General features: G+C 72.1%; 23 protein-coding genes. 6 read left to right on the plus strand and 17 right to left on the minus strand.

Annotated elements, in window-relative coordinates; genetic code table 11:
• From ACEPPI_RS30965 to ACEPPI_RS30985, 5 genes are all read right to left on the minus strand, one after another.
• Nucleotides 1-195: hypothetical protein (locus ACEPPI_RS30965; protein WP_373918580.1), on the minus strand; the 195-nt coding region annotated here is incomplete at its 3' end.
• 249 nt (nt 196-444) lie between these two features.
• Nucleotides 445-1,890 (minus strand): pentapeptide repeat-containing protein, encoded by a 1,446-nt coding sequence (locus ACEPPI_RS30970; RefSeq protein ID WP_373918581.1) that lies wholly within the window; start codon nt 1,888-1,890, stop codon nt 445-447.
• Between the two features lie 26 nt (nt 1,891-1,916).
• Nucleotides 1,917-2,312 (minus strand): hypothetical protein, encoded by a 396-nt coding sequence (locus ACEPPI_RS30975; protein ID WP_373918582.1) that lies wholly within the window; start codon nt 2,310-2,312, stop codon nt 1,917-1,919.
• Between the two features lie 264 nt (nt 2,313-2,576).
• Nucleotides 2,577-2,777 carry a DUF397 domain-containing protein gene (locus ACEPPI_RS30980; protein WP_285526260.1) on the minus strand — a complete coding sequence of 67 codons (201 nt, stop codon included), beginning with the start codon at nt 2,775-2,777 and terminating at the stop codon, nt 2,577-2,579.
• A gap of 10 nt (nt 2,778-2,787) precedes the next feature.
• The gene (locus ACEPPI_RS30985; RefSeq protein ID WP_373918583.1) at nt 2,788-3,636 is read right to left on the minus strand and encodes a helix-turn-helix domain-containing protein; all 849 of its coding nucleotides are present in this window, start codon (nt 3,634-3,636) and stop codon (nt 2,788-2,790) included.
• A 237-nt stretch (nt 3,637-3,873) separates the two neighbouring features.
• Between ACEPPI_RS30985 and ACEPPI_RS30990 the strand changes: the two genes are divergently transcribed.
• Complete coding sequence (locus tag ACEPPI_RS30990; protein WP_373918584.1) at nt 3,874-4,308, plus strand: ATP-binding protein; 435 nt, start codon at nt 3,874-3,876, stop codon at nt 4,306-4,308.
• A 63-nt stretch (nt 4,309-4,371) separates the two neighbouring features.
• On the opposite strand, the gene ACEPPI_RS30995 is transcribed toward ACEPPI_RS30990, so the two are convergent.
• The 3 genes from ACEPPI_RS30995 to ACEPPI_RS31005 all read right to left on the minus strand — a co-directional run bounded on the left by ACEPPI_RS30995 (nt 4,372) and on the right by ACEPPI_RS31005 (nt 7,427).
• On the minus strand, nt 4,372-4,917 hold the full coding sequence (locus tag ACEPPI_RS30995) for a hypothetical protein (RefSeq protein ID WP_030241152.1): 546 nt from the start codon (nt 4,915-4,917) through the stop codon (nt 4,372-4,374).
• 570 nt (nt 4,918-5,487) lie between these two features.
• Entirely contained in the window at nt 5,488-6,483 is a 996-nt protein-coding gene (locus ACEPPI_RS31000; protein ID WP_373918585.1) for a hypothetical protein, read from the minus strand.
• A complete protein-coding gene (locus tag ACEPPI_RS31005; protein ID WP_373918586.1) occupies nt 6,480-7,427 on the minus strand; it encodes a hypothetical protein in 948 nt (315 codons plus the stop codon). The genes ACEPPI_RS31000 and ACEPPI_RS31005 overlap by 4 nt, the downstream gene beginning before the upstream one ends.
• Nucleotides 7,428-7,608: 181 nt before the next feature.
• Here ACEPPI_RS31005 and ACEPPI_RS31010 point away from each other — a divergent pair, with 181 nt between their 5' ends.
• The gene (locus tag ACEPPI_RS31010; RefSeq protein ID WP_373918587.1) at nt 7,609-8,028 is read left to right on the plus strand and encodes a hypothetical protein; all 420 of its coding nucleotides are present in this window, start codon (nt 7,609-7,611) and stop codon (nt 8,026-8,028) included.
• 289 nt (nt 8,029-8,317) lie between these two features.
• On the opposite strand, the gene ACEPPI_RS31015 is transcribed toward ACEPPI_RS31010, so the two are convergent.
• From ACEPPI_RS31015 to ACEPPI_RS31025, 3 genes are all read right to left on the minus strand, one after another.
• Nucleotides 8,318-8,872 carry a hypothetical protein gene (locus ACEPPI_RS31015; protein WP_373918588.1) on the minus strand — a complete coding sequence of 185 codons (555 nt, stop codon included), beginning with the start codon at nt 8,870-8,872 and terminating at the stop codon, nt 8,318-8,320.
• Between the two features lie 228 nt (nt 8,873-9,100).
• Nucleotides 9,101-9,892 carry a DUF2785 domain-containing protein gene (locus tag ACEPPI_RS31020; protein ID WP_373918589.1) on the minus strand — a complete coding sequence of 264 codons (792 nt, stop codon included), beginning with the start codon at nt 9,890-9,892 and terminating at the stop codon, nt 9,101-9,103.
• A gap of 67 nt (nt 9,893-9,959) precedes the next feature.
• Nucleotides 9,960-10,889, minus strand: a complete 930-nt coding sequence (locus tag ACEPPI_RS31025; RefSeq protein ID WP_373918590.1) for a cyclase family protein — start codon at nt 10,887-10,889, stop codon at nt 9,960-9,962.
• 109 nt (nt 10,890-10,998) lie between these two features.
• On the opposite strand from ACEPPI_RS31025, the gene ACEPPI_RS31030 reads away from it, so the two are divergent.
• Genes ACEPPI_RS31030 through ACEPPI_RS31040 form a run of 3 tightly spaced genes read left to right on the plus strand, consistent with a single transcriptional unit; the run spans nt 10,999 to nt 14,193 of the window.
• Nucleotides 10,999-11,910, plus strand: coding sequence for an SDR family NAD(P)-dependent oxidoreductase (locus tag ACEPPI_RS31030; protein ID WP_373918591.1), 912 nt, complete (start codon nt 10,999-11,001; stop codon nt 11,908-11,910).
• 10 nt (nt 11,911-11,920) lie between these two features.
• Nucleotides 11,921-13,129, plus strand: coding sequence for an acyl-CoA dehydrogenase family protein (locus ACEPPI_RS31035; protein WP_373918593.1), 1,209 nt, complete (start codon nt 11,921-11,923; stop codon nt 13,127-13,129).
• On the plus strand, nt 13,126-14,193 hold the full coding sequence (locus ACEPPI_RS31040; protein WP_373918594.1) for a Zn-dependent alcohol dehydrogenase: 1,068 nt from the start codon (nt 13,126-13,128) through the stop codon (nt 14,191-14,193). The genes ACEPPI_RS31035 and ACEPPI_RS31040 overlap by 4 nt, the downstream gene beginning before the upstream one ends.
• On the opposite strand, the gene ACEPPI_RS31045 is transcribed toward ACEPPI_RS31040, so the two are convergent.
• The 3 genes from ACEPPI_RS31045 to ACEPPI_RS31055 form a co-directional block, all read right to left on the minus strand.
• Nucleotides 14,183-14,947: a hypothetical protein gene (locus ACEPPI_RS31045; protein WP_373918595.1), complete on the minus strand. Its 765-nt coding sequence runs from the start codon at nt 14,945-14,947 to the stop codon at nt 14,183-14,185. The two genes, ACEPPI_RS31040 and ACEPPI_RS31045, sit on opposite strands and share 11 nt — an antisense overlap.
• A gap of 77 nt (nt 14,948-15,024) precedes the next feature.
• Nucleotides 15,025-15,615 carry a hypothetical protein gene (locus tag ACEPPI_RS31050; RefSeq protein WP_373918596.1) on the minus strand — a complete coding sequence of 197 codons (591 nt, stop codon included), beginning with the start codon at nt 15,613-15,615 and terminating at the stop codon, nt 15,025-15,027.
• Nucleotides 15,616-15,761: 146 nt separating this feature from the next.
• A complete protein-coding gene (locus ACEPPI_RS31055) occupies nt 15,762-16,388 on the minus strand; it encodes a flavin reductase family protein (RefSeq protein ID WP_373918610.1) in 627 nt (208 codons plus the stop codon).
• Between the two features lie 163 nt (nt 16,389-16,551).
• Between ACEPPI_RS31055 and ACEPPI_RS31060 the strand changes: the two genes are divergently transcribed.
• Nucleotides 16,552-17,346, plus strand: a complete 795-nt coding sequence (locus tag ACEPPI_RS31060; RefSeq protein ID WP_373918597.1) for a VOC family protein — start codon at nt 16,552-16,554, stop codon at nt 17,344-17,346.
• Nucleotides 17,347-17,361: 15 nt separating this feature from the next.
• Here ACEPPI_RS31060 and ACEPPI_RS31065 read toward each other — a convergent pair whose 3' ends face one another.
• The 3 genes from ACEPPI_RS31065 to ACEPPI_RS31075 all read right to left on the minus strand — a co-directional run bounded on the left by ACEPPI_RS31065 (nt 17,362) and on the right by ACEPPI_RS31075 (nt 22,198).
• Nucleotides 17,362-18,156 carry an enoyl-CoA hydratase/isomerase family protein gene (locus ACEPPI_RS31065; protein ID WP_373918598.1) on the minus strand — a complete coding sequence of 265 codons (795 nt, stop codon included), beginning with the start codon at nt 18,154-18,156 and terminating at the stop codon, nt 17,362-17,364.
• Between the two features lie 367 nt (nt 18,157-18,523).
• Nucleotides 18,524-20,758 carry an acetate--CoA ligase family protein gene (locus tag ACEPPI_RS31070; RefSeq protein ID WP_373918599.1) on the minus strand — a complete coding sequence of 745 codons (2,235 nt, stop codon included), beginning with the start codon at nt 20,756-20,758 and terminating at the stop codon, nt 18,524-18,526.
• A 246-nt stretch (nt 20,759-21,004) separates the two neighbouring features.
• On the minus strand, nt 21,005-22,198 hold the full coding sequence (locus tag ACEPPI_RS31075) for a flavin-containing monooxygenase (protein ID WP_373918600.1): 1,194 nt from the start codon (nt 22,196-22,198) through the stop codon (nt 21,005-21,007).
• Nucleotides 22,199-22,296 lie beyond the last annotated feature (98 nt).

The following is a 22,296-nucleotide window of genomic DNA, read 5'->3' on the forward strand; positions in this document are numbered from 1 at the left end:
CGCCGTCGCCGCCGACTCCAGCTGATCGGCGAAGAAATCACTGTCCGTCTTCACCGGCTTCGTCGTCGCGAACAACTGCGCCGCCTCCGGCGCCGAGTAGAACGCCGACAGACCCTGGAACTCGGAGTCCACATTCGATCCCGCGTCACGGAACGTCCCCGCCGCCGTCGTGATCGCGTTCTTGTCCTGCTCCAACGCCTCAAGGTCACCCGTGAACTGCGGAATCGTGCACGGATTGATCGGAACGTGATCCGTCACTTCTGCCCCGCCCCCAGGAATCGCTCAACTGCCCGCGTTCATGTCTACCGGCCGGATCCGGTCAACGGCAAAGAGGAAACGGGCCGGTGAGGAGGTGTGGCCGAAAATAGTCTGTCGCGGGGCGCGGGTCTAGTCGGCCTGGGTGCGCGACGGTCCGGTGGCGGCGGGGTGTCCGATCGTGCCCCCTCACCCACGCCCACCACCATCACCGCCGGGCGGCCGGCGGTTCGGGGCGCCGGGGGTGATGACCTGTACGTCGCCGCCGCGGGCGCGGAGCCAGTCCTCCAAGTCCTGCCCGCCCAGAGGGTGTCGGGTGCCGTCCGGGGTGGCGAGGGTGGCCGGGCCGAACACCGTTCCCGTCAGGCCCGCCACGTGGGTGGAGTCGTCCAGGAGCACGCGGAAGGAGTTCTCCCGTACCTCCGCGCCGCTGAGGTCCGCCCCGCGCAGGTCGGTGTCCAGCAGTGAGGCGCCGAGGATGCGGGCGCCGCGCAGGCGGGCCCCGCGCGCGTCGGTGCCGTAGAGCTCCGCCCGGACGAGGTCGGCCCCGTCGAGGACGGCTCCGCGGAGGTCGGCCCCGTCCAGGTCGGCCCGTACGAAACAGGCCCCGGTGGCGTCGGCGCCGCTGAGGTCGGCCCCGGCGAGGTGGGCGCGGTAGAAGTCGGTGCCGACCAGCCGCGCGCCGGCGAGCCGGGTCCCGGCGAACCAGGACTCCGCGAAGTCGGCGCCGTCCAGAACCGCCCCGCCGAGGTCGAGCCCGGCCATGTCGGTGCCGCCGTGGGCCCCGGCGCCCTCCCGTACCCACTCCCACAGCCGGTCGGCGGCCTCCGGGTCGGCGGGCGGCAGCACCCGCCAGGGCAGGACCGCGGGGCGCCGGTGCCAGTACCAGGCGCCGGCCGCCGGTCCGGGGCCGATCTCCTCGCCGCCGTCCGCCACGGTCACGGCCCGGAACCGCGCGTCGAGCGCTTCCAGTTCCGGATCCCCTTCCAGGTCCGCCAGCCCGTCCCGGCCCGCGAGGCCCTCGCGGTACTCGTCCAGTCCGTACCAGCGCAGGGGCGGCCAGTCGGCCTCCATGCGGCAGATCAGGTCGGCCCAGCCCCACAGCCGCCGGTCGGTACCGGCCGGTGCGGCCGGCGCCGCCCGGACCAGCTCGGGCAGCCCGTGCGCCCCGGCGTGCGGGAAGGCGTCGACCCGGGCCTGTGCGGCCGTCACCCGACCTGCCCAGTCCTCCCCGTCCTCCCCGGGGTCGTCGGGCTCCTCGACGCGTGCGAAGGTCTCCCCGCCGGTGGGGGTCAGCACCCGGGCGATCCAGGGCAGGACGTCACCGAAGTCGGTCAGTACGGTCATGCCCAGCCCGCGCGCCAGGGCCCGGCCCACCTCGGCGGTGCCGGGCGCCCGGGGGACGGCGGGGCCCGCGTACACCTCCAGGGAGCACGGGAGGTCGCCCCGCGCGTACCACCGGATCCCGCACTGGACGGGGGTGTCCCACCGCCAGCCGTCGCTCTCTCCTTCGGGCCCGACCTCCACACCGGCGGCGCCCACCCCGAGCGCCGCTCCGAGCACCCGGGCCAACTCCCCGGCCTCCGGTCGCCCGGCGACCAGGAACCCGTACGCGGTTCCTCTCAGTTCTGCCATGGGGGCCACGTTAGGCGGGCCCTGTGTCAGCGGGCCGGGCGGTGGGCGGTGGTGAGGGCGAGGTGCCGGACGGGACGTACGCGCCATTCGGGGCGGGAGCCGTCGCGCAGCACGATGCTGAAGCCGGCGGGTTCGCCGCGGTGGAGGGCGGCCAGGGCCTCGATCCGGCCGCCGCCGTCGGCCCAGGCGAGGGCGCGGGTGACTTCGTCGGGGGTCAGGGCGAAGGGTTGCGTGGTCCGGATCTGGAGGCGGATCAGGCGGATGGCGTGCTCGGGGGTGTCCAGCATGACGCGGTAGAGCAGTTCGGGGGGTGCGTCGTAGGCGTCCCGATGGCAGAGGGCCTCGAACCAATAGCCGGTGCGGAGGGTCATCGTGTGGGCGCGGGCGCGGGCGCGGGCGCGGGTGTGGCGGTGCGCGTGCATGTGCGGCTCTCCTGCCGACGCGGGGTATCGCCACTCCCTCCGGCGGGCCCGGAATGGGGCAGCGGTGAGACTCCCGCCAACTGGCGCAAAGTCGGCGGGAGTTGCGGCACGGCTGCGGCCTGGCGGGCCGCGCTGCTTGTGACGCACGGCGACGGTAGCGTCACGACGAGGGACGTCGCAACAGTGCGACGTCCCAAAGTTGTGCCGGGATGTGCCGAGCGCCCCCCACCTGCTCGGACGGGGGGCGCTCGCGGTGGGGAATCGTCAGATCAGGTGATCGAACTCGCCGGCCTTGACGCCGAGGATGAACGCGCGCAGCTTCTCCACGCTCGTGGTCACGATCACGTTCGGATCGTCGCTCTCCCGCATCTTGATCACGCCGGCGACGGGCGCCAGCTCAACGCAGCTCTGATTGTCGTCCGGTCCCGAGAACGAGGACTTCTGCCAGTTGATTCCGTCGGTCATGCGCCTTGACTCACACTTCCTGAGCGATGCGGTGAATGTGTTGTCTCGACTCTTCCGGCCCGAGCGCGATCGACTCGATGGATTCGAGCAACCCCCGGTACTTGGTGAGCTGAGCCTCTGCGTCCAGGAAGCCGCCGTCGAAAGCGCTGTCGATCTGGACGGTGTCGAGCGCCGGAATGGCGCCGCCCGCGTAGAGCATCGAGTGCACGGATCCGGTGATCTGCCGGTCGAAGGGGACGAGGCGGACGGTGACGGAAGGCCAGCGGGAGACCTCGTCCAGGAACGCGAGCTGTTCCCGCATGACGTCGGCGTCGCAGTACCGCATCCGCAGGGCGGCCTCGTGGACGAACGCCTCGAACGGCGTGGGGTGGGGGCGGTCGAAGATGGCCCGGCGCCTCGTCCGGTGCTCGACCCGGGTGATCAGTTCGCTCGCGGGCAGGTCGGACATTCCGCTGCGGATCAGGCTGCGGGCGTATGCCTCGGTCTGGAGCTGGCCCGGGATGTGCAGCATCTGGATGACCCGGAGGTGGGTGGCATGGAACTCGAGTTCGGCCACGTCGAGGAAACCCGGCGACAGGCGTCCGCGGTACTCGTCCCACCATCCCCTCGTGCGCTCTTCGGCCATGGCGGCGAGGGCGTCGACGAGGTGTTTGTCCGTCGCGGAGTAGTGGGCGGCCAGGCGGCGGACGCGTTCGTCGCTGACTCCGTAGCGTCCTGATTCGATGTGGCTGATCTGGGCGCGTTCGCCGCCCAGGTAGGCGGCTGCGGTCGCGCCGTTCATTCCCGCCTTCTCGCGCAGTTTGCGCAGCTCGGCGCCCAACCGCCGTTGTCGGGCGGTCGGATGGCTCCTCGGCGGCATCGGCTCCCTCTTTCGTCGGGAACGAGTGTGCCGCTCCTTTCGGTACAGGTCCACCCGATCGGATGGTACGGACGTACCAATGTTGCGCCGTCCCAATGTTGTGCCCTACGTTCCGGGTCGGAAGCCGAGTCGCACCCGAAGTGCAGCTCTCCGCACCCCTGTTGGGGCGAGCGATGAGCCAGGGACACGGGTTGCGGGTTGTGGGTTCGGAGTCGTACCCGTTGGGAGACAGCTGCGATGGACACGAGTGCCGTACGTCAGGCCGTACCCGCCCCCGGGCGGCCGCTGGTCTACCGGATGGCCGCGCCGAGCCGGGCCGACACGCCGCGGATCGCGCGGGACTGGGTGGTGTCCGTGCTGCGCGCGGCCGGGTACCGGGAGTTGGAGGAGCGGGCGCGGCTCTGCGCGTCCGAGGTGGTGACCAACGCCTACCGGCACACCGACAGCCCCGAGATCGCCGTCGAGGTCGTGCTGGGGGACCGGCGGGTCACCGTCCACGTCTACGACTGCGCGCCCGAGCGGCGGCCGCAGGGCGTGAGCCCCGGGCTCCTCGACACCCGCGGTCGTGGGCTCGGGCTCGTCGCCGCCTGTGCCGACGACTGGGCGGCGGTGTCCCGGGGGGACTGCGTCAAGGTCGTCTGGTTCGGCTTCGTGGCAGGGGCGCGGGAGTGAGGCCCGCGGCGCGGGGAGGCGCCCCCGCCCGGGGTGGGGCGGGGACGCCGGCGAGGGGACGGGTCAGCAGGGGCGGATGTAGAAGACCGGGGTCCAGGAGGCCGTGCCGGTGGACTTGGCCACGTTCGACCAGCGCTCGCTGCCGTCGGAGTTGTAGAAGCGGGCCCGGGTGCCGGAGGTCTGGTTGTTGTTGAACGTGCCGTTGCCGACGCCGTCGAAGCTGTAGTAGCCGCACTGGTAGTAGTCGTAGGAGTAGCCGCGCCCGTCGACGATGCACAGGTGGCCGTTGTTGCAGGCCAGAGCCGTTTCGGGGGAGGCGAGGTCACGGGTCTCGGCGCGGCCGGGAACGGCGACGGTCACCGTGCCGCCGGCGGTGGTGAGCCGGTTCGCGGAGATCTGGCGGGCCTGCGGATCCCGCGCGGTCTCGGCGTCGACCCGGCGCTGGAGCTCCCCGGCCTGCCGGTCGGAGAGGCCGGCGGTCCGCGCCTGCGCGGCGTAGGCGGTCTGCTGGTCGGTCGGGGTGGCGGTCGAGGCGTGGGCGGACAGGACGGGGCCCGCGATCAGGGCCGCGGTGGCGGTCATGATCGCCAGGGTCTTGCGCGCTGACATGGTGGTTCCCCTCTGCATCGGCGACCGGAGGGCGGCCCCTGGGTGAGGAGCGGCCCGGATTGTCGGGACCATCCTTCCGAGGGTCGTGCGTCGCATGAAGGCGGTAATAGGTCGCTCTAGGCTCTTTGTCTGCCTGCCGGCTCTGTCGCCCGGCCCCACTGGCCCCGGCCGTCTCGTACAGGCGTACGCGTCTCGGTGTGCAGGGCAGCGATTCTTCTGGCCCTGGCGTGCGGGTTCACCCACCGGGCCCGGCTGCTCACGCCGCATGGCGCGAAATAGATCGAAAGGGTAGGAGGCGTCGTGGATGTCATAGTGAGGCAGGAGTCGGGCAGTATTGCGTTGCTGCGTACGTTCCTCGACTGCCTGTCCTACGTCGAGGGTCGCTCTGCCGAGCGACACCAGCGGCTCCGCCTCCGGATGCTCCTCCTGGCAGCCCAGCTGAACGCGACTGGCGGCGAGGTTGAAGAGCAGAGTCGCTGGCCCCGGAGTGCCGCTCGCCGTGGATGCTCCCGCCCGAGACGGGCGCTGGAAGGCTGCTCTCGGAATCAGTCGCCCGCGGTTCGGACGTGATCACCGGGCAGGTGGGTCCTCGCTCGCAAGCTCCCGAAGAGAGGTCAGATCCAGAGTCCAGGGCTCGTCGCCCGTCATCCGCCCAGCGAGTTCGGCGAGAGCCTGTGAAGGGGGTAGCCCACGCGCATAGGCGGCGTTCAAGCGCTCCAACCAGAGGTGACCCGCCTCGATCCCCTCCTCACCGACGGCGTCTCGCGGTTCGAAGCTCGCTGCCCCCTCGCCGTCAGAGGCCCATGCGTACCCCACGACCACTTCGTGCTCGTTAGAAACGGGCATGCACTGTACCGGGCCAGTGGCAGAGCGCTTGTACACGGCATCGAAGGCGGCGGCGTTGCGGAAGGCTCGCTTCCTATAGGGAATTTCGTAGCTGGCCCACACGTCGGAGGCGCGCCCGTCACTGCCGAAGAAGTTCTCGACGCCCGTCTCTGTCGCCTTGCCGAAGTAGGTGGGCTCTTCCGGGTCCGTCTCCGAGTCGAGGATCTCGGCAAGCTTTAGGAGGGCTGCTGACAGCCTCGGCGCGTTCGCGTCACGGAGGGTGGGCTGAGGGTGCCCCTTGAGGTCATGGCTCATCCAGATGTCCGAGTACGTGATCAGCTCAACGGTGACGAACCCGTCGAATGCGGAGGCTCCCAGGAGGAACATGCCCGTTTCCAAACCGCTCGTCTCGCCATCACGCATCCCCGAGCAGATCGCCTGGGCGTCGACGGATCCGATGCGACCGGGGCGAACTACCTGCCGGATCTGCCTGGCGAGGAGTTCGGCGGTCTGCTCCTCTTTCCGCCCTGCGGGCAGCGTGAGGTCGCCCTCGAAGAGGTAGTTTTGCGGACTTCCCCACTCTGGAACGGCCAGATGTACGGTCGTCTCGCCCACGGCCAACCGGTGCTCGACAAGGACCGTGTGAGCGGCCACCAGGTCGGTGAGGCAGCTCAGGATGGAATCGGCAGTGTCCGTATCCCTGCCCCAGGTCCACCGGGCAACGGGCGTACTGGCGATCACGGCGCTACCTCCGGCGTGAAGTGACCGTCACGAGGGACGAAGATGACCCCGTCCGGCGTGCGGATGACGAACTGAACGTTCTTCGCGTCGAACCGTTCCTGAATTCGGTCGATCTGCGTCAGTATCTCAGCCTTCGACGCCTTCGTTTCGACCACGAAGGTCTGGACATCCGCATGGGAGTCGATGAGTTGATGCATGCTCTTGAAAATGTTACGGACAACCTTGGCTGGCTCATCTGGCGACTTGGGTCCGGTCATGTCCTTGAACTGCCAACCGTGAACCGTGCCGTCTGCCTCTCGCGCCATCAGGTCAAGGTCAGTCTTTGGGCCGGTGAACACCCCGGGCTTGATCTCATGCCCGTCCTGCTTGATTTCGAATGAGAGGTCGGTGAATCCCTGTTCGTGCAGTCGGTTGGCCAGGCGAATCTGCTCAAGGCAGCCAGATGCTTCGTCCGGGCGAGACAGGTTCGAGACCACGTACCCGAATCCTTGGGAGTCCTTGAAGCGACCCGAGGCAATGGTGTCTGCCATCTCGCGGCCGGCGGGATGATTTTCCAGCGTCTCCAGGATTGCGGGAAGATCGCTGTGTTTGGTCGTGGTGCCCCGAATCTGCTCCCCGATTTGCTGCTCCAACGCCCCTCCGCGTTCGAGAGGGCCTGATCCTTGCGCCTGCTCCCAGCCTGCGGGCCCGCTGGTCTCCTTCGGGTCGCCATGGCCACCCGAAGGGAGATCGCCGCCACTGATCGGGTCGGCGCCCTGGCGGGGAACGGTCGGGCCGTCGTGGCCGCCGCCTGTCGAGGGCGTGTCGTGGCCGCCGCCGGTGGAGGGGGTGTCGCCGTGGCCGCCTGTGGGGGTGGTGTCCGTGCCGTTGTGACCGCCGTGGCCGCCGGTGTCTGTGCTGCTCCCGGGTTCGGTGTGGCTGTTGTGGGCGCCGTTGTCCGCCACGCCGCCCGCAGTGTGGTCGGCTGCGCCGCCGGGGGTGTGGGAGGTGACGTCGGCGGCGTGGGCTCCGACGCTGACCGGGACCTTTTCGTGCTTGGGGATCTCGGCCAGGGGGTGGTCGACGCCCTTGGGGACGCCGGTGAGGTCCTGCTTGGGCAGGCCGTTGTGGTCCAGGAGCTGGTTCGTGGTCTTGTCGAAGTACTGCGGGCGGCCGAGCGCGTCGTCGGGGAGGCGGACCGTCGTCCGGGTGCGGGAAGGTGATCCCGGGGGCGTCGGCCTTCGGGAGGTCCTTCCAGATCACGTCGTCGATCTTCGGGAACGCGCCGTCGACTTTCCCGAGGTTCGCGAACAGCTCCCCGACTTTCAGTTTCGCGAGGGAGCCGGCCTTGCCGATGTAGGTGATCGGGTCGATGAGGCGGCCGGCCTTGCCGGCCACGCTGATGACCTTCGCGACGGTGCCCGCCTTGGTCGCCGTACCGGCGCCGCCGGTGAACACGGTGGTCAGGACGTTGAAGGTGACCGCGCCCGCCGCGCGCGCCGGGTTCTTGCCCCACTCGTCCCAGGCGACCAGCGCCTTGCCGGTCTCCTTCATCGCGGTGCGTGAGTCACGCAGCCACGAGGGGAGCTGCTTGTCGTCTGCCATCCAGAACGCGGTGCCGACGCCCGGGTAGGTGGTCAGGGCCAGCCCTGTAGCGAGCTTCGCCAGCCCGGTCCACGCCTGGCCTGCGGCCTTCAGGCCGTCGACGCCGACGAGAGTGCCGAGGCCGCGGATCGTGCCCCAGATCCCGTCGACGATCAGACCGTCCCAGACGAACGACTTGACCCAGTACCCGACCTCCCAGGCCCGGTGCGTCTCCTCCAGCTGCGAACCCCACGGCAGATCCTGCGCCTTGTTACAGGTCATCGCCCTTGTACCCGTACATGTTCGCCCCGTGCGAACCATCGTCCGCGGTCAGCGGCGGGGCGCAGTACAAGGCGCGGATCTTGTTCGCACAGGTCCGCTCGGCCGCCCAGAACGCGGAAACGGCCGCGTTGACGTCGTGGATCAGATCGTTGTTCTCATCGATCTTGTCCCCGTCGTCCTTCCAGTGCTTGTCCCCACTGATCTTGTTACTGAACGTCGAGGCCTTCGCCTGCAACTCCTTCAGCCGCGCCACGATCGGCCGCGCCTCGGTGATGTACTCACCCAGCGCCGTCGCCGCCGACTCCAGCTGGTCCGCGAAGAAATCACTGTCCGTCTTCACCGGCTTCGTCGTCGCGAACAACTGCGCCGCCTCCGGCGCCGAGTAGAACGCCGACAGGCCCTGGAACTCGGAGTCCACGTTCGACCCCGCGTCCCGGAAGGTCCCCGCGGCGGCCGTGATCGCGTTCTTGTCCTGCTCCAACGCGTCCAGGTCACCCGTGAACTGCGGGATCGTGCACGGATTGATCGGAACGTGGTCGGTCACTTCTGCCCCGCCCCCAGGGAATCGATCGCTTTGACCGATGCCATGTCTACCTGTCGGATCCCGTAAGTACCAAAGGAGAAACGGGTTGGTGGGAAGGCGTGGCCGAAATGCGAGCGGCGACAGTTGAAATCCGTCTGGAAAGCGGTGCCGCCTGCGTTGGCTGTCGGCCCGGTGATGGTGTGGGGTCCGATCATGCCCGTCCCCGCGGTGACCGCGCCCCGCGCGGGCTCAGCGTCTGACGATGCGGTCGAGGGTGTCGGCGAGCCGGGACTTGACCGCCTCGCGGTGGCGGAGGGGCGTGAGGGGTGACGTCTGGTCCGGGCGGGCCCCGCGGTCCGCGAGGACGTAGAGCAGGCGCAGAGTGCGCAGGCAGTTGCTGATGTGGGCGGGGACCGGGGTGCTGATGCTGTCGGCGCCGAACGCGGCGGCGATCGGGTCCAGCCAGGCCGTCGCGTCGTCCTCGCTCAGGTCCGGCCGGGTCAGGACGCGAGCGACGCCCCGCGCCAGCCGGTCGTCCTCCAGCTGGTCGTACACGTGGACGGTGGGCGCCGTCAGCCGGGCCGCGGCCAGGCGCAGCATCCGCGCCGGGTCCACCTCGGGGTGGCCTCCGAGCGTGCCCAGCAGGTCGGCCCCGTGCGCGACGGCGTGGAGCCAGCCCAGCTCCGCGTCGTGGCCGCGCAGGTCCTCCTCCGCCGGGTACCAGCGCTCGAACGCGTCCACCCAGCCGGCCCTGAAGTCCCCCCTGGTCACGAGCATGTCGAGGACGAGCGGGGCGAAGGTGCGGGCCTGGACCTGCGGGTGGCGGAAGCGGGCGGCCATCTCGTCGCCCAGCTCCAGCCGCCGGGGCGCGCCGATCACCCCGCCCGCTATCCAGGACGCGAGGACGGAGTACGGGGCGCCGTCCCGGATCCGCGGATCGGGGTCCGCCAGGGCCTCGGCGAGCTCTCGTACCAGTTCTTCCAGGGGGCGGTCGGCGGGCGCGGGGCAGCCGGCGGCTTCGATCTCTGTCCAGTTGGTCACGTGCCGGGACGATAGGGCCCGCCGCCGCCGTGCACCACGGAATATCGGCCGCGGGCGGGAGGAGCGGTCAGAGGATCGCCACCGGGGCCACCGGGGTGCCGGTGCCGCCGACGAAGGGTTCCGGCATCGCGGAGAGGAGGAAGGAGTACCGCCCGGCTTCCGCACAGGCTGTGGACAGTCCCTCCAGGTTCCAGTTCTGGCCCTGGTGCATGCCCATCTCGACCAGGTCGAGGGCGTGCACCGGCAGCCACAGGTTCTCGATCTCCGGCGGGAAGATCTCGAAGGTCAGGGTGTCGTTCGCGACCGCCGCCACGTCGCGGGCGTGGAACCACTGCGGGGTGCGCACCGAGAGCCCGGGGGACGGGAAGCCGTAGCCGTGCCGGTCGCCCGCCAGGTAGGTCTGGATCTGGCCGGTGCGGACGAGGACGATGTCGCCCGCGCGGACCTCCACCCCCGCGAACTCCTCCGCCTCCGCCAGGTCCTCCGGCGTGACGGCGTGGTCCCCGGGCAGCCGGTCCAGGCCCTTCGCGCGGGCGACGTCGAGGAGGACCCCGCGCGAGACGATGGGGGTGGCCTTGTCGATGCCGCTGAACTCGGCGCGCGCGTGCGCGGTGATCGTGGACGCCGGGCGGCCGTTGTAGATCCGCCCGGAGTGGGAGACGTGCGTCAGCGCGTCCCAGTGGGTGGCCGACTGGAGCCCCATCGTCACGGCGTCGTCGCTGCAGGCCACCGTGCCCGGCCCGAACAGCTCCTGGTTGATCTGGACCATCGTGTGCAGCGGGTTGATCCGCCCGGGGATCAACCCGGCCTGCACCCCGTCCTCCTTGAGCGGCAGGGCGAGCGGGACGCGCCGGCCCGTGCGGACCTCGGCGGCGGCGGCCCGGACGACCTCACCGGTGATCAGGTTCAGGGTGCCGATCTCGTCGTCGGCGCCCCAGCGGCCCCAGTTGTTGACGCGCTTGGCGATCTCGTGGAACTCGGCGGGCAGGCTGCTCATGGCTTTCATCAGCTCCTGACGGTGCGGAGGGCAACGGGGGCTTGTGCGAAGGGATCTGACTGGTCATAGAATCTAACGGACCGTCAGAAATCGCGGGAAGGGGCCGGACGTGGGGAACTTCTTGGCAGGCAAGGTCGTCGCCGTCACCGGCGCGGGCCGGGGCATCGGGCGGGCCGTGGCACTCGCCGCCGCCGCCGAGGGCGCCCGGGTCGTCGTCAACGACTACGGCGTCGGGATCGAGGGCGGCGAGCCCACCAGCGAGGTCGCCGAGGCCGTGGTCAAGGAGATCACCGCCGCCGGAGGGCAGGCCGTCGCCGTCGCGGACGACATCTCCACGATGGAGGGCGGACAGCGCATCGTCGACACCGCCCTCGCCCAGTACGGACGCATCGACGGCGTCGTCTGCGTCGCCGGCATCCTGCGCGAACGGATGCTGTTCAACATGTCCGAAGCCGAATGGGACCCGGTCGTCGCCACCCACCTCAAGGGCACCTTCACCGTCTTCCGGGCCGCCTCCGCCGTCATGCGCAAGCAGGGCACCGGCACCCTCATCGGCTTCACCAGCGGCAACCACCAGGGCTCCGTCGCCCAGGCCAACTACAGCGCCGCCAAGGGCGGGATCATCTCCCTCGTCCGCAGCGCCGCCCTCGGCCTCCACAAGTACGGGGTCACCGCCAACGCCGTCGCCCCCGTCGCCCGCACCCGCATGTCCGCGAACGTCCCCATGGAACTCAAGGAGATCGGCGAGCCCGAGGACGTCGCCGCCCTCGTCACCTACCTCCTCAGCGACCGCGCCAAGGACGAGGGCATCACCGGGCAGGTCTACACGATCGCCGGACCCAAGATCGCCGTCTGGGCGCAGCCCCGCGAACTGCGCGCCGGCTACGCAGAAGGCTCCTGGACCCCCGAGAAGATCGCCGACTTCCTGCCCGGCACCGTCGGCACCGACCCGATGCCGATGCTCGCGCAACTGGAGGCCATGGCAAGGGCGGCGGCCGCCAAGGACCGCCCCAACGCGTGAAGGGAACCCGGTGGACTTCAGCTTCGGGACCGAGGACGGGGAACTGCGCTCCCGCGCCCGCGCCTGGCTCGCACAGCACCTCACGGGCCCCTACGAACGGGCCGTCGGCCTCGGCGGGCCCGGCAGCGAGCACCAGGAGGTGGCCACCCGCCGCGCCTGGGAACGGGAACTCGGCCGCGGCGGCTGGATCGGCACGGGCTGGGACCTGCCCGCCGGGACCTACGGACAGCAGCGGCTCTCCCTCACCGGCCAGGTCGTCTGGGCCGAGGAGTACGCGGCGCTGCGCGCACCCGGCCGTGTCGGCCACATCGGCGAGAACCTCCTCGCCCCCACCCTGATCGCCTACGGCACCCCCGAACAGCAGGCCCGCCACCTCCCCGCCATCGCCCGCGGCGAGGAACTGTGGTGCCAGGGCTACAGCGAACCCGGCGCCGGATCCGACCTCGCCGCGGTGCGCACCACCGCCGTGCGCGACCCGGCCGACGGGCTGCTGCGCGTCACCGGGCAGAAGATCTGGACCTCCCTCGCCCACGACGCCGACCGGTGCTTCGTCCTGGCCCGCACCGAAGCCGGCTCGCGCCGCCACCGGGGCCTGTCCTTCCTCCTCGTGCCCATGGACCAGCCCGGCCGGATCGAGGTCCGGCCCATCCGCCAGATGTCCGGCACCGCCGAGTTCAACGAGGTCTTCTTCGACGGCGCCGTCGCCACCGACGTCGTCGGCGGGGAAGGCAACGGCTGGACCGTCGCCATGGGCCTGCTCGCCCTCGAACGGGGCGTGTCCACCCTCGTCCAGCAGATCGGCTTCGCGGCCGAACTGGAACGGGTGATCGACGCCTACGCCACCTCCGCCGCCCCCGACCCCGCCCTGCGCGACGACCTCGTACGGCAGTGGGCCGAGCTGCGCACCATGCGGTGGAACGCCCTGCGCACCCTCGGGACCGCCGGGACCGCCGGGGACGGGGGCGCGCCGAGCGTGGCCAAGCTGCTGTGGGGCCGCTGGCACCGCCGGCTCGGCGAACTGGCCGTGGCCGTACGGGGTGCGGCGGCGACCGCCGGACCCGGCCCGTGGTCGCCGCAGGCCCCGTACGGGACGGCGCTCGACGAGGAACAGCGCCTGTTCCTGTTCACCCGCGCCGACACCATCTACGGCGGCTCGGACGAGATCCAGCGGAACATCATCGCCGAGCGGGTGCTCGGCCTGCCTAAGGAGCCCAGGTGAGAGGCGTCGTGTTCGACGGCAAGCAGGCCCAGGTGGTCGCGGACCTGGAGATCCGGGATCCGGGACCGGGGGAGGTGCTCGTCGCGATCGGTGCGGCGGGGCTGTGCCACAGCGACCTGTCGGTGATCGACGGGACGATCCCGTTCCCGCCGCCGGTGGTGCTCGGGCACGAGGGCGCGGGGGTGGTGGAGGCGGTCGGCGCGGGGGTCACCCACGTGGCGGCCGGCGACCACGTGGCCCTGTCGACCCTCGCGAACTGCGGGGCCTGCGCCGACTGCGACCGGGGCCGGCCCACCATGTGCCGCAAGGCGATCGGGATGCCGCAGCAGCCCTTCTCCCGCGGCGGGAAGCCGCTCTACCAGTTCGCCTCCAACTCGGCCTTCGCCGAGCGCACGATCGTCAAGGCCGTCCAGGCGGTGAAGATCCCCGCAGACATCCCGCTGACCTCGGCCGCGCTGATCGGCTGCGGGGTGCTCACGGGCGTCGGGGCCGTCCTGAACCGGGCGAAGGTGGACCGGGGCGAGTCGGTCGTCGTCATCGGCACCGGCGGCATCGGGCTCAACGTCCTCCAGGGCGCGCGGATCGCCGGGGCCACCACCGTCGTGGCGGTGGACGCGAACCCGGCCAAGGAGGCGGTGGCCCGGCGGTTCGGCGCCACCCACTTCATCGACGCCTCGGCGGTGGCGGACACCCCGGCCGCCGTCCGCGAGATCCTGCCGACGGGCGCGGACCACGCCTTCGAGTGCGTGGGCAGCGTGAAGCTGATCCGGCAGGCGATCGACCTGCTGGACCGGCACGGGCAGGCCGTCCTGCTCGGCGTGCCGGGCTTCAAGGAGGAGGCGTCCTTCCTCGTGTCGTCCATGTACCTGGACAAGACGATCATGGGTTGCCGGTACGGGTCCTCGCGCCCCCAGCGCGACATCGCCCTGTACGCCGAGCTGTACCGGCAGGGGAAGCTGCTGCTGGACGAGCTGGTGACGGAGACCTACCCGGTGGAGGACTTCGCGAAGGCCGTCGACGACGCCCACCACGGGCGGGTGGCGCGCGGGGTGCTCACGTTCTAGGCGCGCCGGAGGGGGCGGCCGTGAGCAGCAGCGGGCCGGTCACGCCCTGCGCGGCGCAGCCCTCGGCGAGGAACGCGGCCAGCCAGCCCAGGGCGTCGAGCGACCATTCGGCGAGCCCGCCCGTCACCACGATCCGGTGCCGGGCGGGTCCGCCCCACAGCGCGTCGACGGGCGGGGGGCCGTACGGCGCGTCTGCCGTGTCGGAGGCCTCCGGCTGCCCGGCGGTCACGGACGCGCAGTCGAACACGGTCTGCTTGAAGCCCCGCAGCCAGGGCAGCAGGGCGGGCCCGGCCCCGGGCAGGGCGGTGCCCTCCATGGCGGCCCCGCTGTCCAGGGTGACGCGTACGGGGACGGCGGCGCCCTCCGCGGCACCCGCGAACCAGCCCGCCTCCTGGAGCAGCCCCATGACGGAGCCCCCGGCCGGGCCCTCGGCCGGTGGGAGCGGCAGCAGCAGCCGCAGCGCGTCCAGCCGCAGGGTCCCGAGCCGTGCCACGACCTCCCCGGCGCAGGCCAGGAACGGCTGCACCGGTACCGCGCCGCCCAGCGGCGCCACCTGGAACCATGCCGTGCGGGAGCCGGGCGCGAGGTCCCGGCCGGCGTCGTTCATGCCCCAGAGGGTGTCGAGCCAGCCCAGGGCGGAGGACCGGGCGAGGAAGAGCCCGTACGCGTCGGCGCCGCCGCCGGGGGGCGCCGGGTGCGGGGCGAGCTCGCCGTGCAGCGCCGCGAACAGGGTGGGGTCGGGCCTGGAGGTCATGTCGCCTCTCCTTCGCCGCGCCGGCCGGGGACGTGCGCGGTCGGGGACGTGCGGGGCCGGGGACGTGCGCGGTCGGGTCAGAGGCGGCAGGCCAGGTCCCGGCCGGCGGTGACCAGCTTCTCCGGGGAGTCTGACAGGCCGACGAGGTCCACGTCGACGACACTGCGCCAGCTGGTCACCGCGCCGCTCTTGCAGGGGCCGCGGCCGGTGGCCCGGCCCTGGGAGCCGCCGCCGGAGCGGACGGTGGACCTGCCCTTGCTGCCGACGTTCCGCCAGACCCCGTCGCTGTAGTACTCCTGGAGCTGGACGGTGACGACCGCCGTGGTCGTGGGGCAGTCGCCGTTGACCCACCAGCCGTGTCCGGAGGCCTCGAAGGCCGACGAGGACACGTGCACGTAGTCGCCCCGGGTCTCGAAGACGCAGACCCGTGCGGGGGCGAGCCCCTCGGATCCCTCGGCCCCCCGCGCGCCCTCGGCGGAGCCGCCGGTGCCCTTCAGGGCGAGGCTGCCGTCGGAGCCGACGCCGATGCCGGAGCCGGCCCGCGCGGAGAGGGGGGCCACCGCGGGCACGGGCCCGGGGGAGGCGGCGGAGACCGTCTGGGACGTGCCGAGCAGGGCCGCGCTCGCGATGCCGAGCGCGAGGGAGAACGTACGGAGCGTGGGGCGCATGACCGGACCTCCGGGGCTACAGGTCTGAGGACGCGTGGAGTCGCGCGGCCCAGCCCATCACGGTGCGGCGGTCGCAGGCGTAGCAGTTTTCCGTCAATCTCCCTGTGGACCAAGGGACTTGAGGTGTCGCGCGGGGCGCGGTCCGGTCAGTCGGCCAGGCGGCCGAAGCGGCCCTTGTGGAAGAGGAGCGGGTCGCCCTCGCCCGCCGCGCCCATGGCCACGACCCGGCCCACCACGATCAGGTGGTCCCCGCCGGTGTGGACGGCGTGGATCCGGCAGTCGATCCAGGCGGGCACCTCGTCGAGCTGGGGCGATCCGGTGACGGGCGCGGGCCGGTGGGCGACCCCGGCGAACTTGTCGGCGCCGCTCACCGCGAAGGACCGGCACAGCTCACCCTGCTCGGCCCCGAGGACGTTGACGCAGAACACCCCGGCGCGGGCGATCCGCGGCCAGGTGGTCGACGTGCGGGCCACCATGAAGGTGACCAGGGGCGGGTCCAGGGAGAGCGAGGCGAAGGACTGGCAGGCGAAGCCGGCAGGACCCTCCTCGCCCTCCGCCGCCGGGGCGGTGATGACGGTGACCCCGCTCGCGAAGTTCCCGAGGACGGCCCGGAACTCGGCGGGGCTGACGGGCGCGCGCTCGTCCTCCCCGACGGCCCGCAGGTCGGGGCGGGGCAGGGCGTCGACGCGGTCGGGCTCCGCCCCCGTGGAGGTGGGGGAGCCGACCGACCTGAGGTATCGGACGACGGTGGCCGCCATCCCTGCGTGTCCCATCACGCCACCGATTGAACCTGACGGTTCGTCAGATAGGAAGGGGGGCGCCCGAACGGGTGAAACGCCCCGGCCCTCATGGCCCGTACGGGCCGCCGCGCGCGGGGGCTCGGCATGGTGGCGGGTGGACTCGTACAGGCGTCCCCGTACTCCAGGAGGAGAAGCCATGCTCGGCACCGACTTCCGCACCGGATCCCCCAACTGGCTCGACCTCGGCAGCCCCGACACCGCGGCCGCCGCCGCCTTCTACGCCCGGGTCTTCGGCTGGAAGTTCGTCTCCGCCGGGCCCGAGGCCGGCGGGTACGGCTTCTTCCAGCTCCAGGGCAAGACCGTCGCCGCGCTCGGCCCGCTCACCGAGGAGGGGGCCCGGTCCGCCTGGATGGTGCACTTCCAGACCACCGACGCCCGCGCCACCGCCGAAGCCGTCCGGGCCGGGGGCGGGAGCGTACGGATGGAACCCATGGACGTCATGGGGGAGGGCTGGCTGGCCCAGTTCACCGACCCGCAGGGCGTGGAGTTCGCCTGCTGGCAGCCCGGCAAGACCGGCGGTCTGGGTCTGGCCTCCGACGTGAACTCCCTGGTGTGGGTGGAGCTGCACGTGCCGGACCCGGTCGCGGACATCGCCTTCTACCGCGGCCTGTTCGGATGGCGGGCCGCGGAGATGCAGACCCCCGGCATGCTGTACCGGGTGCTCAGCATCGCCGACGGCGACCAGCAGGAGGGCTCCTTCGGCGGCGTCGCCCCGCAGGGCGAGGGCGCGGGCGGGGGATCGTCCATCGTGCCGCGCTGGGTGCCCTACTTCAACGTCGCCGACGTGGACGCCACCGTCACGGCCGTCGAGGGCGGGGCCGGCGAGGTCCTGATGCCGCCCGTGGACGTGCCGGCGGTCGGCCGGATCGCGTGGGCCTCCGACCCGGCCGGCGCGGTGTTCGCCCTGCTGAGGCCGGACCCGCAGATGTAGGGGGCCGGCCGGGATTCAGCGGCCCCGGTACTCGGGCGTGCGGCGCTCCTTGAAGGCGGCCACGCCCTCGTTCGCGTCGGCCGTGGTCATGTTCAGCTCCTGGGCGGTGGCCTCGGCGGCCAGTGCGGTCGCCCGGTCGCTGTCCAGGGAGGCGTTGACCAGCTGCTTGGTCAGCGCCAGGGCGCGGGTCGGGCCCTGGGCGAGGCGCTCGGCCCAGGCACGGGCGGCGGCCTCCAGCCCGTCGGCGGGGACCACCTTGTTGACGAGGCCGAGGCGGGCCGCCTCCTCGGCGGGGACGGCGTCGCCGAAGAACAGCAGCTCCTTGGCCTTCTGCGGGCCGAGGAGGCGGGGCAGGAGGTAGGCGCCGCCGCCGTCGGGGACGAGGCCGCGGCGGACGAACACCTCGATGAAGCGGGCGCCTTCGGCGGCGATCACCAGGTCGCAGGCGAGCGCGAGGTGGGCGCCGATGCCGGCGGCGGTGCCGTTGACCGCGGCGATGACGGGCTTCTCGCAGTCGAGCACCGCCGTGATCAGGCGCTGTGCGCCGAGGCGGATCATGCGGGATACGTCGCCGGCGATGCGGTCGGCCTGCGGCGCGGTGGGGGGCGGGTTGCGCAGGTCGGCGCCCGCGCAGAAGCCCTTGCCGGTGGCGGTGAGGACGACGGCCCGTACGGCGGGGTCGGCGGAGGCGTCGGCGAGCAGAGCGATGACGTGCTCGCGCTGCTCCCAGGTGACGGCGTTCATGGCGTCGGGGCGGTTGAGGGTGATCCAGGAGACACCGCCCTCCAGGCGGTGCAGGACCTCGTCCATGGGACTCCGTTCGTTCGGTCGGTCGAGGGTGGGGCGGGGTCGGGGGTGGCCGGGGGCGGGGCCGGGGTGGGGTGTCGTCCGGGACTGCATGATTTATGGCGCCCTGACCGAGCCTCCAGTCGTGCATCGGCACCGCGCGCCAACAAATCACGTTTTACGTCCCGGCCAACACCCCACCCCGTCCCCGCCCCCGGCCGCTTTGCCGCCTGCCTCGTCTGGGCGCAGCCTGACTTGGGCTTCGCGGCCGAACCCGGCCTCGCAGCCAAACTCAGCCTCGCCAGGGGGCACCTCCCAGCGGTAGCTGGGGGAGTTTGAGGCGCGGGGCCCGGGGCGCAGCCCCCGGGGTTCCGGGGAACGACCGGCCAGGTCAGCGGCAGACGGCCAGGGCGTCCAGGGCTACCGCCCCCTGGCCCCGGGGGAGGACCATCAGGGGGTTGATGTCCAGTTCGGACAGGACGTCACCCAGTTCCAGTGCCATCCGCTGGACCCGGAGGATGACCTCCACCAGCGCGTCCACGTCGGCCGGGGGTGCGCCCCTGACCCCCTCCAGGAGCGGGTGGCCGCGCAGTTCGGTCAGCATGTGGCGGGCCTGGTCCTCCCCGAAGGGCGGTACGCGGACGGCCGCGTCGTGCAGGACCTCCACCAGGACGCCCCCGAGGCCGACGGTGACGGTGGGGCCGAAGAGGTCGTCCTGGGTGACGCCGACGACCATCTCGACGCCCCGTTCGACCATCTGGCAGACGAGGACCCCGTCCAGCGGGATGTTCTCGTAGCGGGCGATGTCGGTGAGTTCCCGGTACGCGTCGCGGATCTGGCTCGCCGAGGTGAGGCCGATCTTGACCAGGCCCAGTTCCGTCTTGTGGCCGAGCTGGGGTCCCGAGGCCTTCATGACCACCGGGTAGCCGACCAGGCCGGCGGCCCGGACGGCCGCCGCCGCGCTGGTGACGAGCTGCTCGCGGGGGACCCGGATCCCGTAGGCGCGCAGGAGCTGCTTGGCCGCGTGCTCGCTGAGCTGCTGGCCGGGCCGCATCAGGGCCTGGGCCTTGCGGAAGGAAGGGGAGGGGGTGCGGGGGGCGTCGTCGAAGGGGGAGCGGTAGGAGGCGGTGAAGCGGTGGTGGCCGAGGTAGGCGCGGACGGCGGTGATGCAGTTGCCGAAGGTGCGGAAGGTGGCCACGCGGGAGGAGCCGAGCAGGGTGGTGCGGTAGGCCTCCTCGGTGCCTATGGGGGAGCCCCAGATGACGCAGATGAGTTTGTCGGTGGCTTCCGCCGCGTCCACCAGGTCCTGGGCCAGCTTGTCGCTCATCGGGGGGAAGGGGCCGGTGATCGGGCAGATCAGGACGCCCACGGAGGGGTCGGCGAGGATCGCGTCGATGATCTTGCGGCCGCGCCAGTCGCCGACGGGGTGGCCGCCGTTGTCGACGGGGTTGGCGACGCCCAGGTAGTCGGGGATCCACTGGTGGAGTTCCTGCTGCTTGGCCGCCGAGAGGGTGGGCAGGGTGAGGCCCGCCTCGGTGGCGAGGTCGGAGAAGTGGGCTCCGGTGCCGCCGGAGATGGAGTAGACGACCACCCCGTCGGCCCGGGGCGGGCGGGCCCGTGCGAGGAGGGCGGCGGTGTCCTGGAGCTCGTCGAGCCCGTCGACGCGGATCACGCCGAACTGCCGCATGGCGGCGTCCACCACGGTGTCGGCCCCGGTGAGCTTGCCGGTGTGGGAGGCGGCCGTACGGGCGCCGGTCTCGGTGCGGCCCACCTTGACGGCGACGACGGGGACGCCGTTGCGGGCGGCCCGGTCGGCGGCCAGGAGGAACTGGCGGCCGTCCTTGAGGCCCTCGACGTAACAGGCGATGGCCCCGACCTCGGGCCGCTCGGCGAAGTACGAGATGAAGTCGGAGGTCTCCAGGTCGGCCTCGTTGCCCGTCGGCGCCCAGTGGGACAGGCGGATGCCGAGTTCCTGGAGGGTGTAGACGGGGCGGCCCTGGTGGCCGGACTGGGTGATGAGGGCGATGGCGGGGCCGTCGAGGTCCTCGCGGAACTCCTCGAAGGCGTTGAGGTTGGTGTTCGGGCCCAGCAGGCGCAGGCCTGAGCGCCGCACGGCGGCGCTCAGGCGGGCCTGCGCGGCGGCGCCCGCTTCACCGGTCTCGGCGAAGCCCGAGGCGAAGGCCACCGCGAACTTCACCTTGGTGTCCGCGAGTTGCTCGATGACAGGGACCGGGTCCGAGACGAGGAGGACGGCGAGGTCCACCTCTTCCGGCAGGTCGGCCACCGACGCGTGGCAGGGCAGCCCGAAGACGGTGGTGCGGGTGGGGTGCACGGGGTGGATGCGGGCGCCGACGCGTTCGGCCCAGGCGATGAGCTGCCGCGTGATGCCGGTGTTGGGTCTGCCGTCGGCGTCGGAGGCGCCGACGACCGCCACGGACTCGGGCCGGAAGAACCGGTCCAGGTCGGGCACATCGGAGTGCAGGGGCCGTCCGCTGACGTCCAGCTCGGCCGCGTCCCCGTCGGAGGGTGCGGCCGTGGAGTGGACGGCCGTCCTGGGGGTCTCCCCGCAGGCCTCGACCCGTGCGCGGAAGTCGGTGGTGAGGGTGCCGTGAGTAGATCCAAGCATCGTTCCGCCCGCTCCTGCTCGATGAACCTCGATGAAATCCATAACTGACGCGTTGTCAGATTACTGAACTGACGCGCCGTCAGGAACAGGGGTGCGCAGGAAAGGTGGTGAAGGTGGTGTGTGTGCCTGAACGGTGGCAGAACCGCCCCGGGCCGGTCCAGACCCGTTTCGGCCTGGCCCCCGCCGGCCGGGCCCCGCCGATGAAGGCGGATCGCCGGGGGCCGGGAGCCGCTTCGGCGACCCGGACTACTTGGGGGCGGGGCCCCGTGCGGGAGCGGACCGGCGGCTTCGCCGGGACAGGGCCTTCGCGATCCGCTCCGCGTCCCGGGCGAGCTCGCGGAGCATGCCGCTGATGGGGTTCGTGAACCCGGTGAAGTACAGGCCGGGCGCCCCGGCCGGGGTGCGGGGCCCGTGGACGAGGGGGCGTCCGCGTCCGTCCAGTACGCCGAGGTGGCCCACCAGGCCCTCCAGGGCCCGCCCGTAACCCGTCGCCGCGATCACCGCGTCCGGGGTGATCCGCGTACCGTCCGCCAGCACCACCCCGGCCCCGTCGAGGGCGGCGACGGCCGCCACCGGCTCCACCCGGCCCCGGCGCACCGCCTCGATCAGACCCACGTCCTGCACCGGGATCGCCCCCTGCCGCACCCTGCTGTACAGGCCGGCCGAGGGCCGCGGCAGCCCGTACGCCGACAGGTCCGGGACCGAGGCCCGCGCCACGAGCGCCCCCAGCCGGTCCACGAACCGCACCGGCAGCCTCCGTACCAGGATCCCCGTGCGCTGCGCCGGCCACCCGGCCGTCGAACGGCGCACGATGTGCGGGGCGGTGCGCACCGCCAGCCGCACCCGCGCGGCCCCGCCCTCGACGAGGTCCACGGCTATCTCGGCGCCGGTGTTGCCGACCCCGACGACGAGCACGTCCTGCCCGGCGTACGGCCCCGGCTCCCGGTAGGCGGCGGCGTGCAGCAGCCGCCCGGTGTACCCCTCGCGGCCCGGCCAGTCGGGGAGCGCCGGCGTGTGGTTGAAGCCGGTGGCCACGACCACGGCCCCGGCGGCCAGCATCCGCCCGCCCGAGGCGTGCAGGGTCCAGCCCTCCCCGTCGGCGGCCCGCTCGATCCGGGTCACCTCGACGCCGGTGACCAGCTCCAGGGCGTGGAACTCCGCGTACTTCTCCAGGTAGCGCACCACGTCCGCCCGCGCGACCCAGCGCCCGAACCGCCTCGGTATCGCCAGTCCCGGCAGGGCCGACAGGCGCCGGGTGGTGTGCAGGCGCAGCCGCTCGTAGTGCCCCCGCCAGGAGGCGCCGACGGAGCCGGACTTCTCGACGACCACCGCGCGCACCCCCCGGGCGCGCAGCGCGGCGGCGACGGCGAGGCCGCCGGGGCCCGCGCCGATCACGTACACGGGGCGGGGCTCGGTGATGGTCAGGTCGGGCTCGGACATGAGCAGTGATCGTATCGACACACAGCGTTGATGGGTCTCGGACGAGGAGGGAATCGATTGCGGATCGATCACGGCCGCCCGGACGCCCCTTCCGGCGT

Origin of the sequence: Streptomyces sp. AB3(2024) (assembly GCF_041862025.1) — a bacterium.
Lineage (GTDB): Bacteria > Actinomycetota > Actinomycetes > Streptomycetales > Streptomycetaceae > Streptomyces.

Excerpts from the sequence above, each read along its gene's own strand:
- ACEPPI_RS30970 (WP_373918581.1), bottom strand. The coding sequence starts at position 1,890 with ATGGCAGAACTGAGAGGAACCGCGTACGGGTTCCTGGTCGCCGGGCGA.
- ACEPPI_RS30975 (WP_373918582.1), bottom strand. The coding sequence starts at position 2,312 with ATGCACGCGCACCGCCACACCCGCGCCCGCGCCCGCGCCCGCGCCCAC.
- ACEPPI_RS30980 (WP_285526260.1), bottom strand. The coding sequence starts at position 2,777 with ATGACCGACGGAATCAACTGGCAGAAGTCCTCGTTCTCGGGACCGGAC.
- ACEPPI_RS30985 (WP_373918583.1), bottom strand. The coding sequence starts at position 3,636 with ATGCCGCCGAGGAGCCATCCGACCGCCCGACAACGGCGGTTGGGCGCC.
- ACEPPI_RS30990 (WP_373918584.1), top strand. The coding sequence starts at position 3,874 with ATGGACACGAGTGCCGTACGTCAGGCCGTACCCGCCCCCGGGCGGCCG.
- ACEPPI_RS30995 (WP_030241152.1), bottom strand. The coding sequence starts at position 4,917 with ATGTCAGCGCGCAAGACCCTGGCGATCATGACCGCCACCGCGGCCCTG.
- ACEPPI_RS31025 (WP_373918590.1), bottom strand. The coding sequence starts at position 10,889 with ATGAGCAGCCTGCCCGCCGAGTTCCACGAGATCGCCAAGCGCGTCAAC.
- ACEPPI_RS31045 (WP_373918595.1), bottom strand. The coding sequence starts at position 14,947 with ATGACCTCCAGGCCCGACCCCACCCTGTTCGCGGCGCTGCACGGCGAG.
- ACEPPI_RS31050 (WP_373918596.1), bottom strand. The coding sequence starts at position 15,615 with ATGCGCCCCACGCTCCGTACGTTCTCCCTCGCGCTCGGCATCGCGAGC.
- ACEPPI_RS31055 (WP_373918610.1), bottom strand. The coding sequence starts at position 16,388 with ATGGGACACGCAGGGATGGCGGCCACCGTCGTCCGATACCTCAGGTCG.
- ACEPPI_RS31060 (WP_373918597.1), top strand. The coding sequence starts at position 16,552 with ATGCTCGGCACCGACTTCCGCACCGGATCCCCCAACTGGCTCGACCTC.
- ACEPPI_RS31065 (WP_373918598.1), bottom strand. The coding sequence starts at position 18,156 with ATGGACGAGGTCCTGCACCGCCTGGAGGGCGGTGTCTCCTGGATCACC.
- ACEPPI_RS31070 (WP_373918599.1), bottom strand. The coding sequence starts at position 20,758 with ATGCTTGGATCTACTCACGGCACCCTCACCACCGACTTCCGCGCACGG.
- ACEPPI_RS31075 (WP_373918600.1), bottom strand. The coding sequence starts at position 22,198 with ATGTCCGAGCCCGACCTGACCATCACCGAGCCCCGCCCCGTGTACGTG.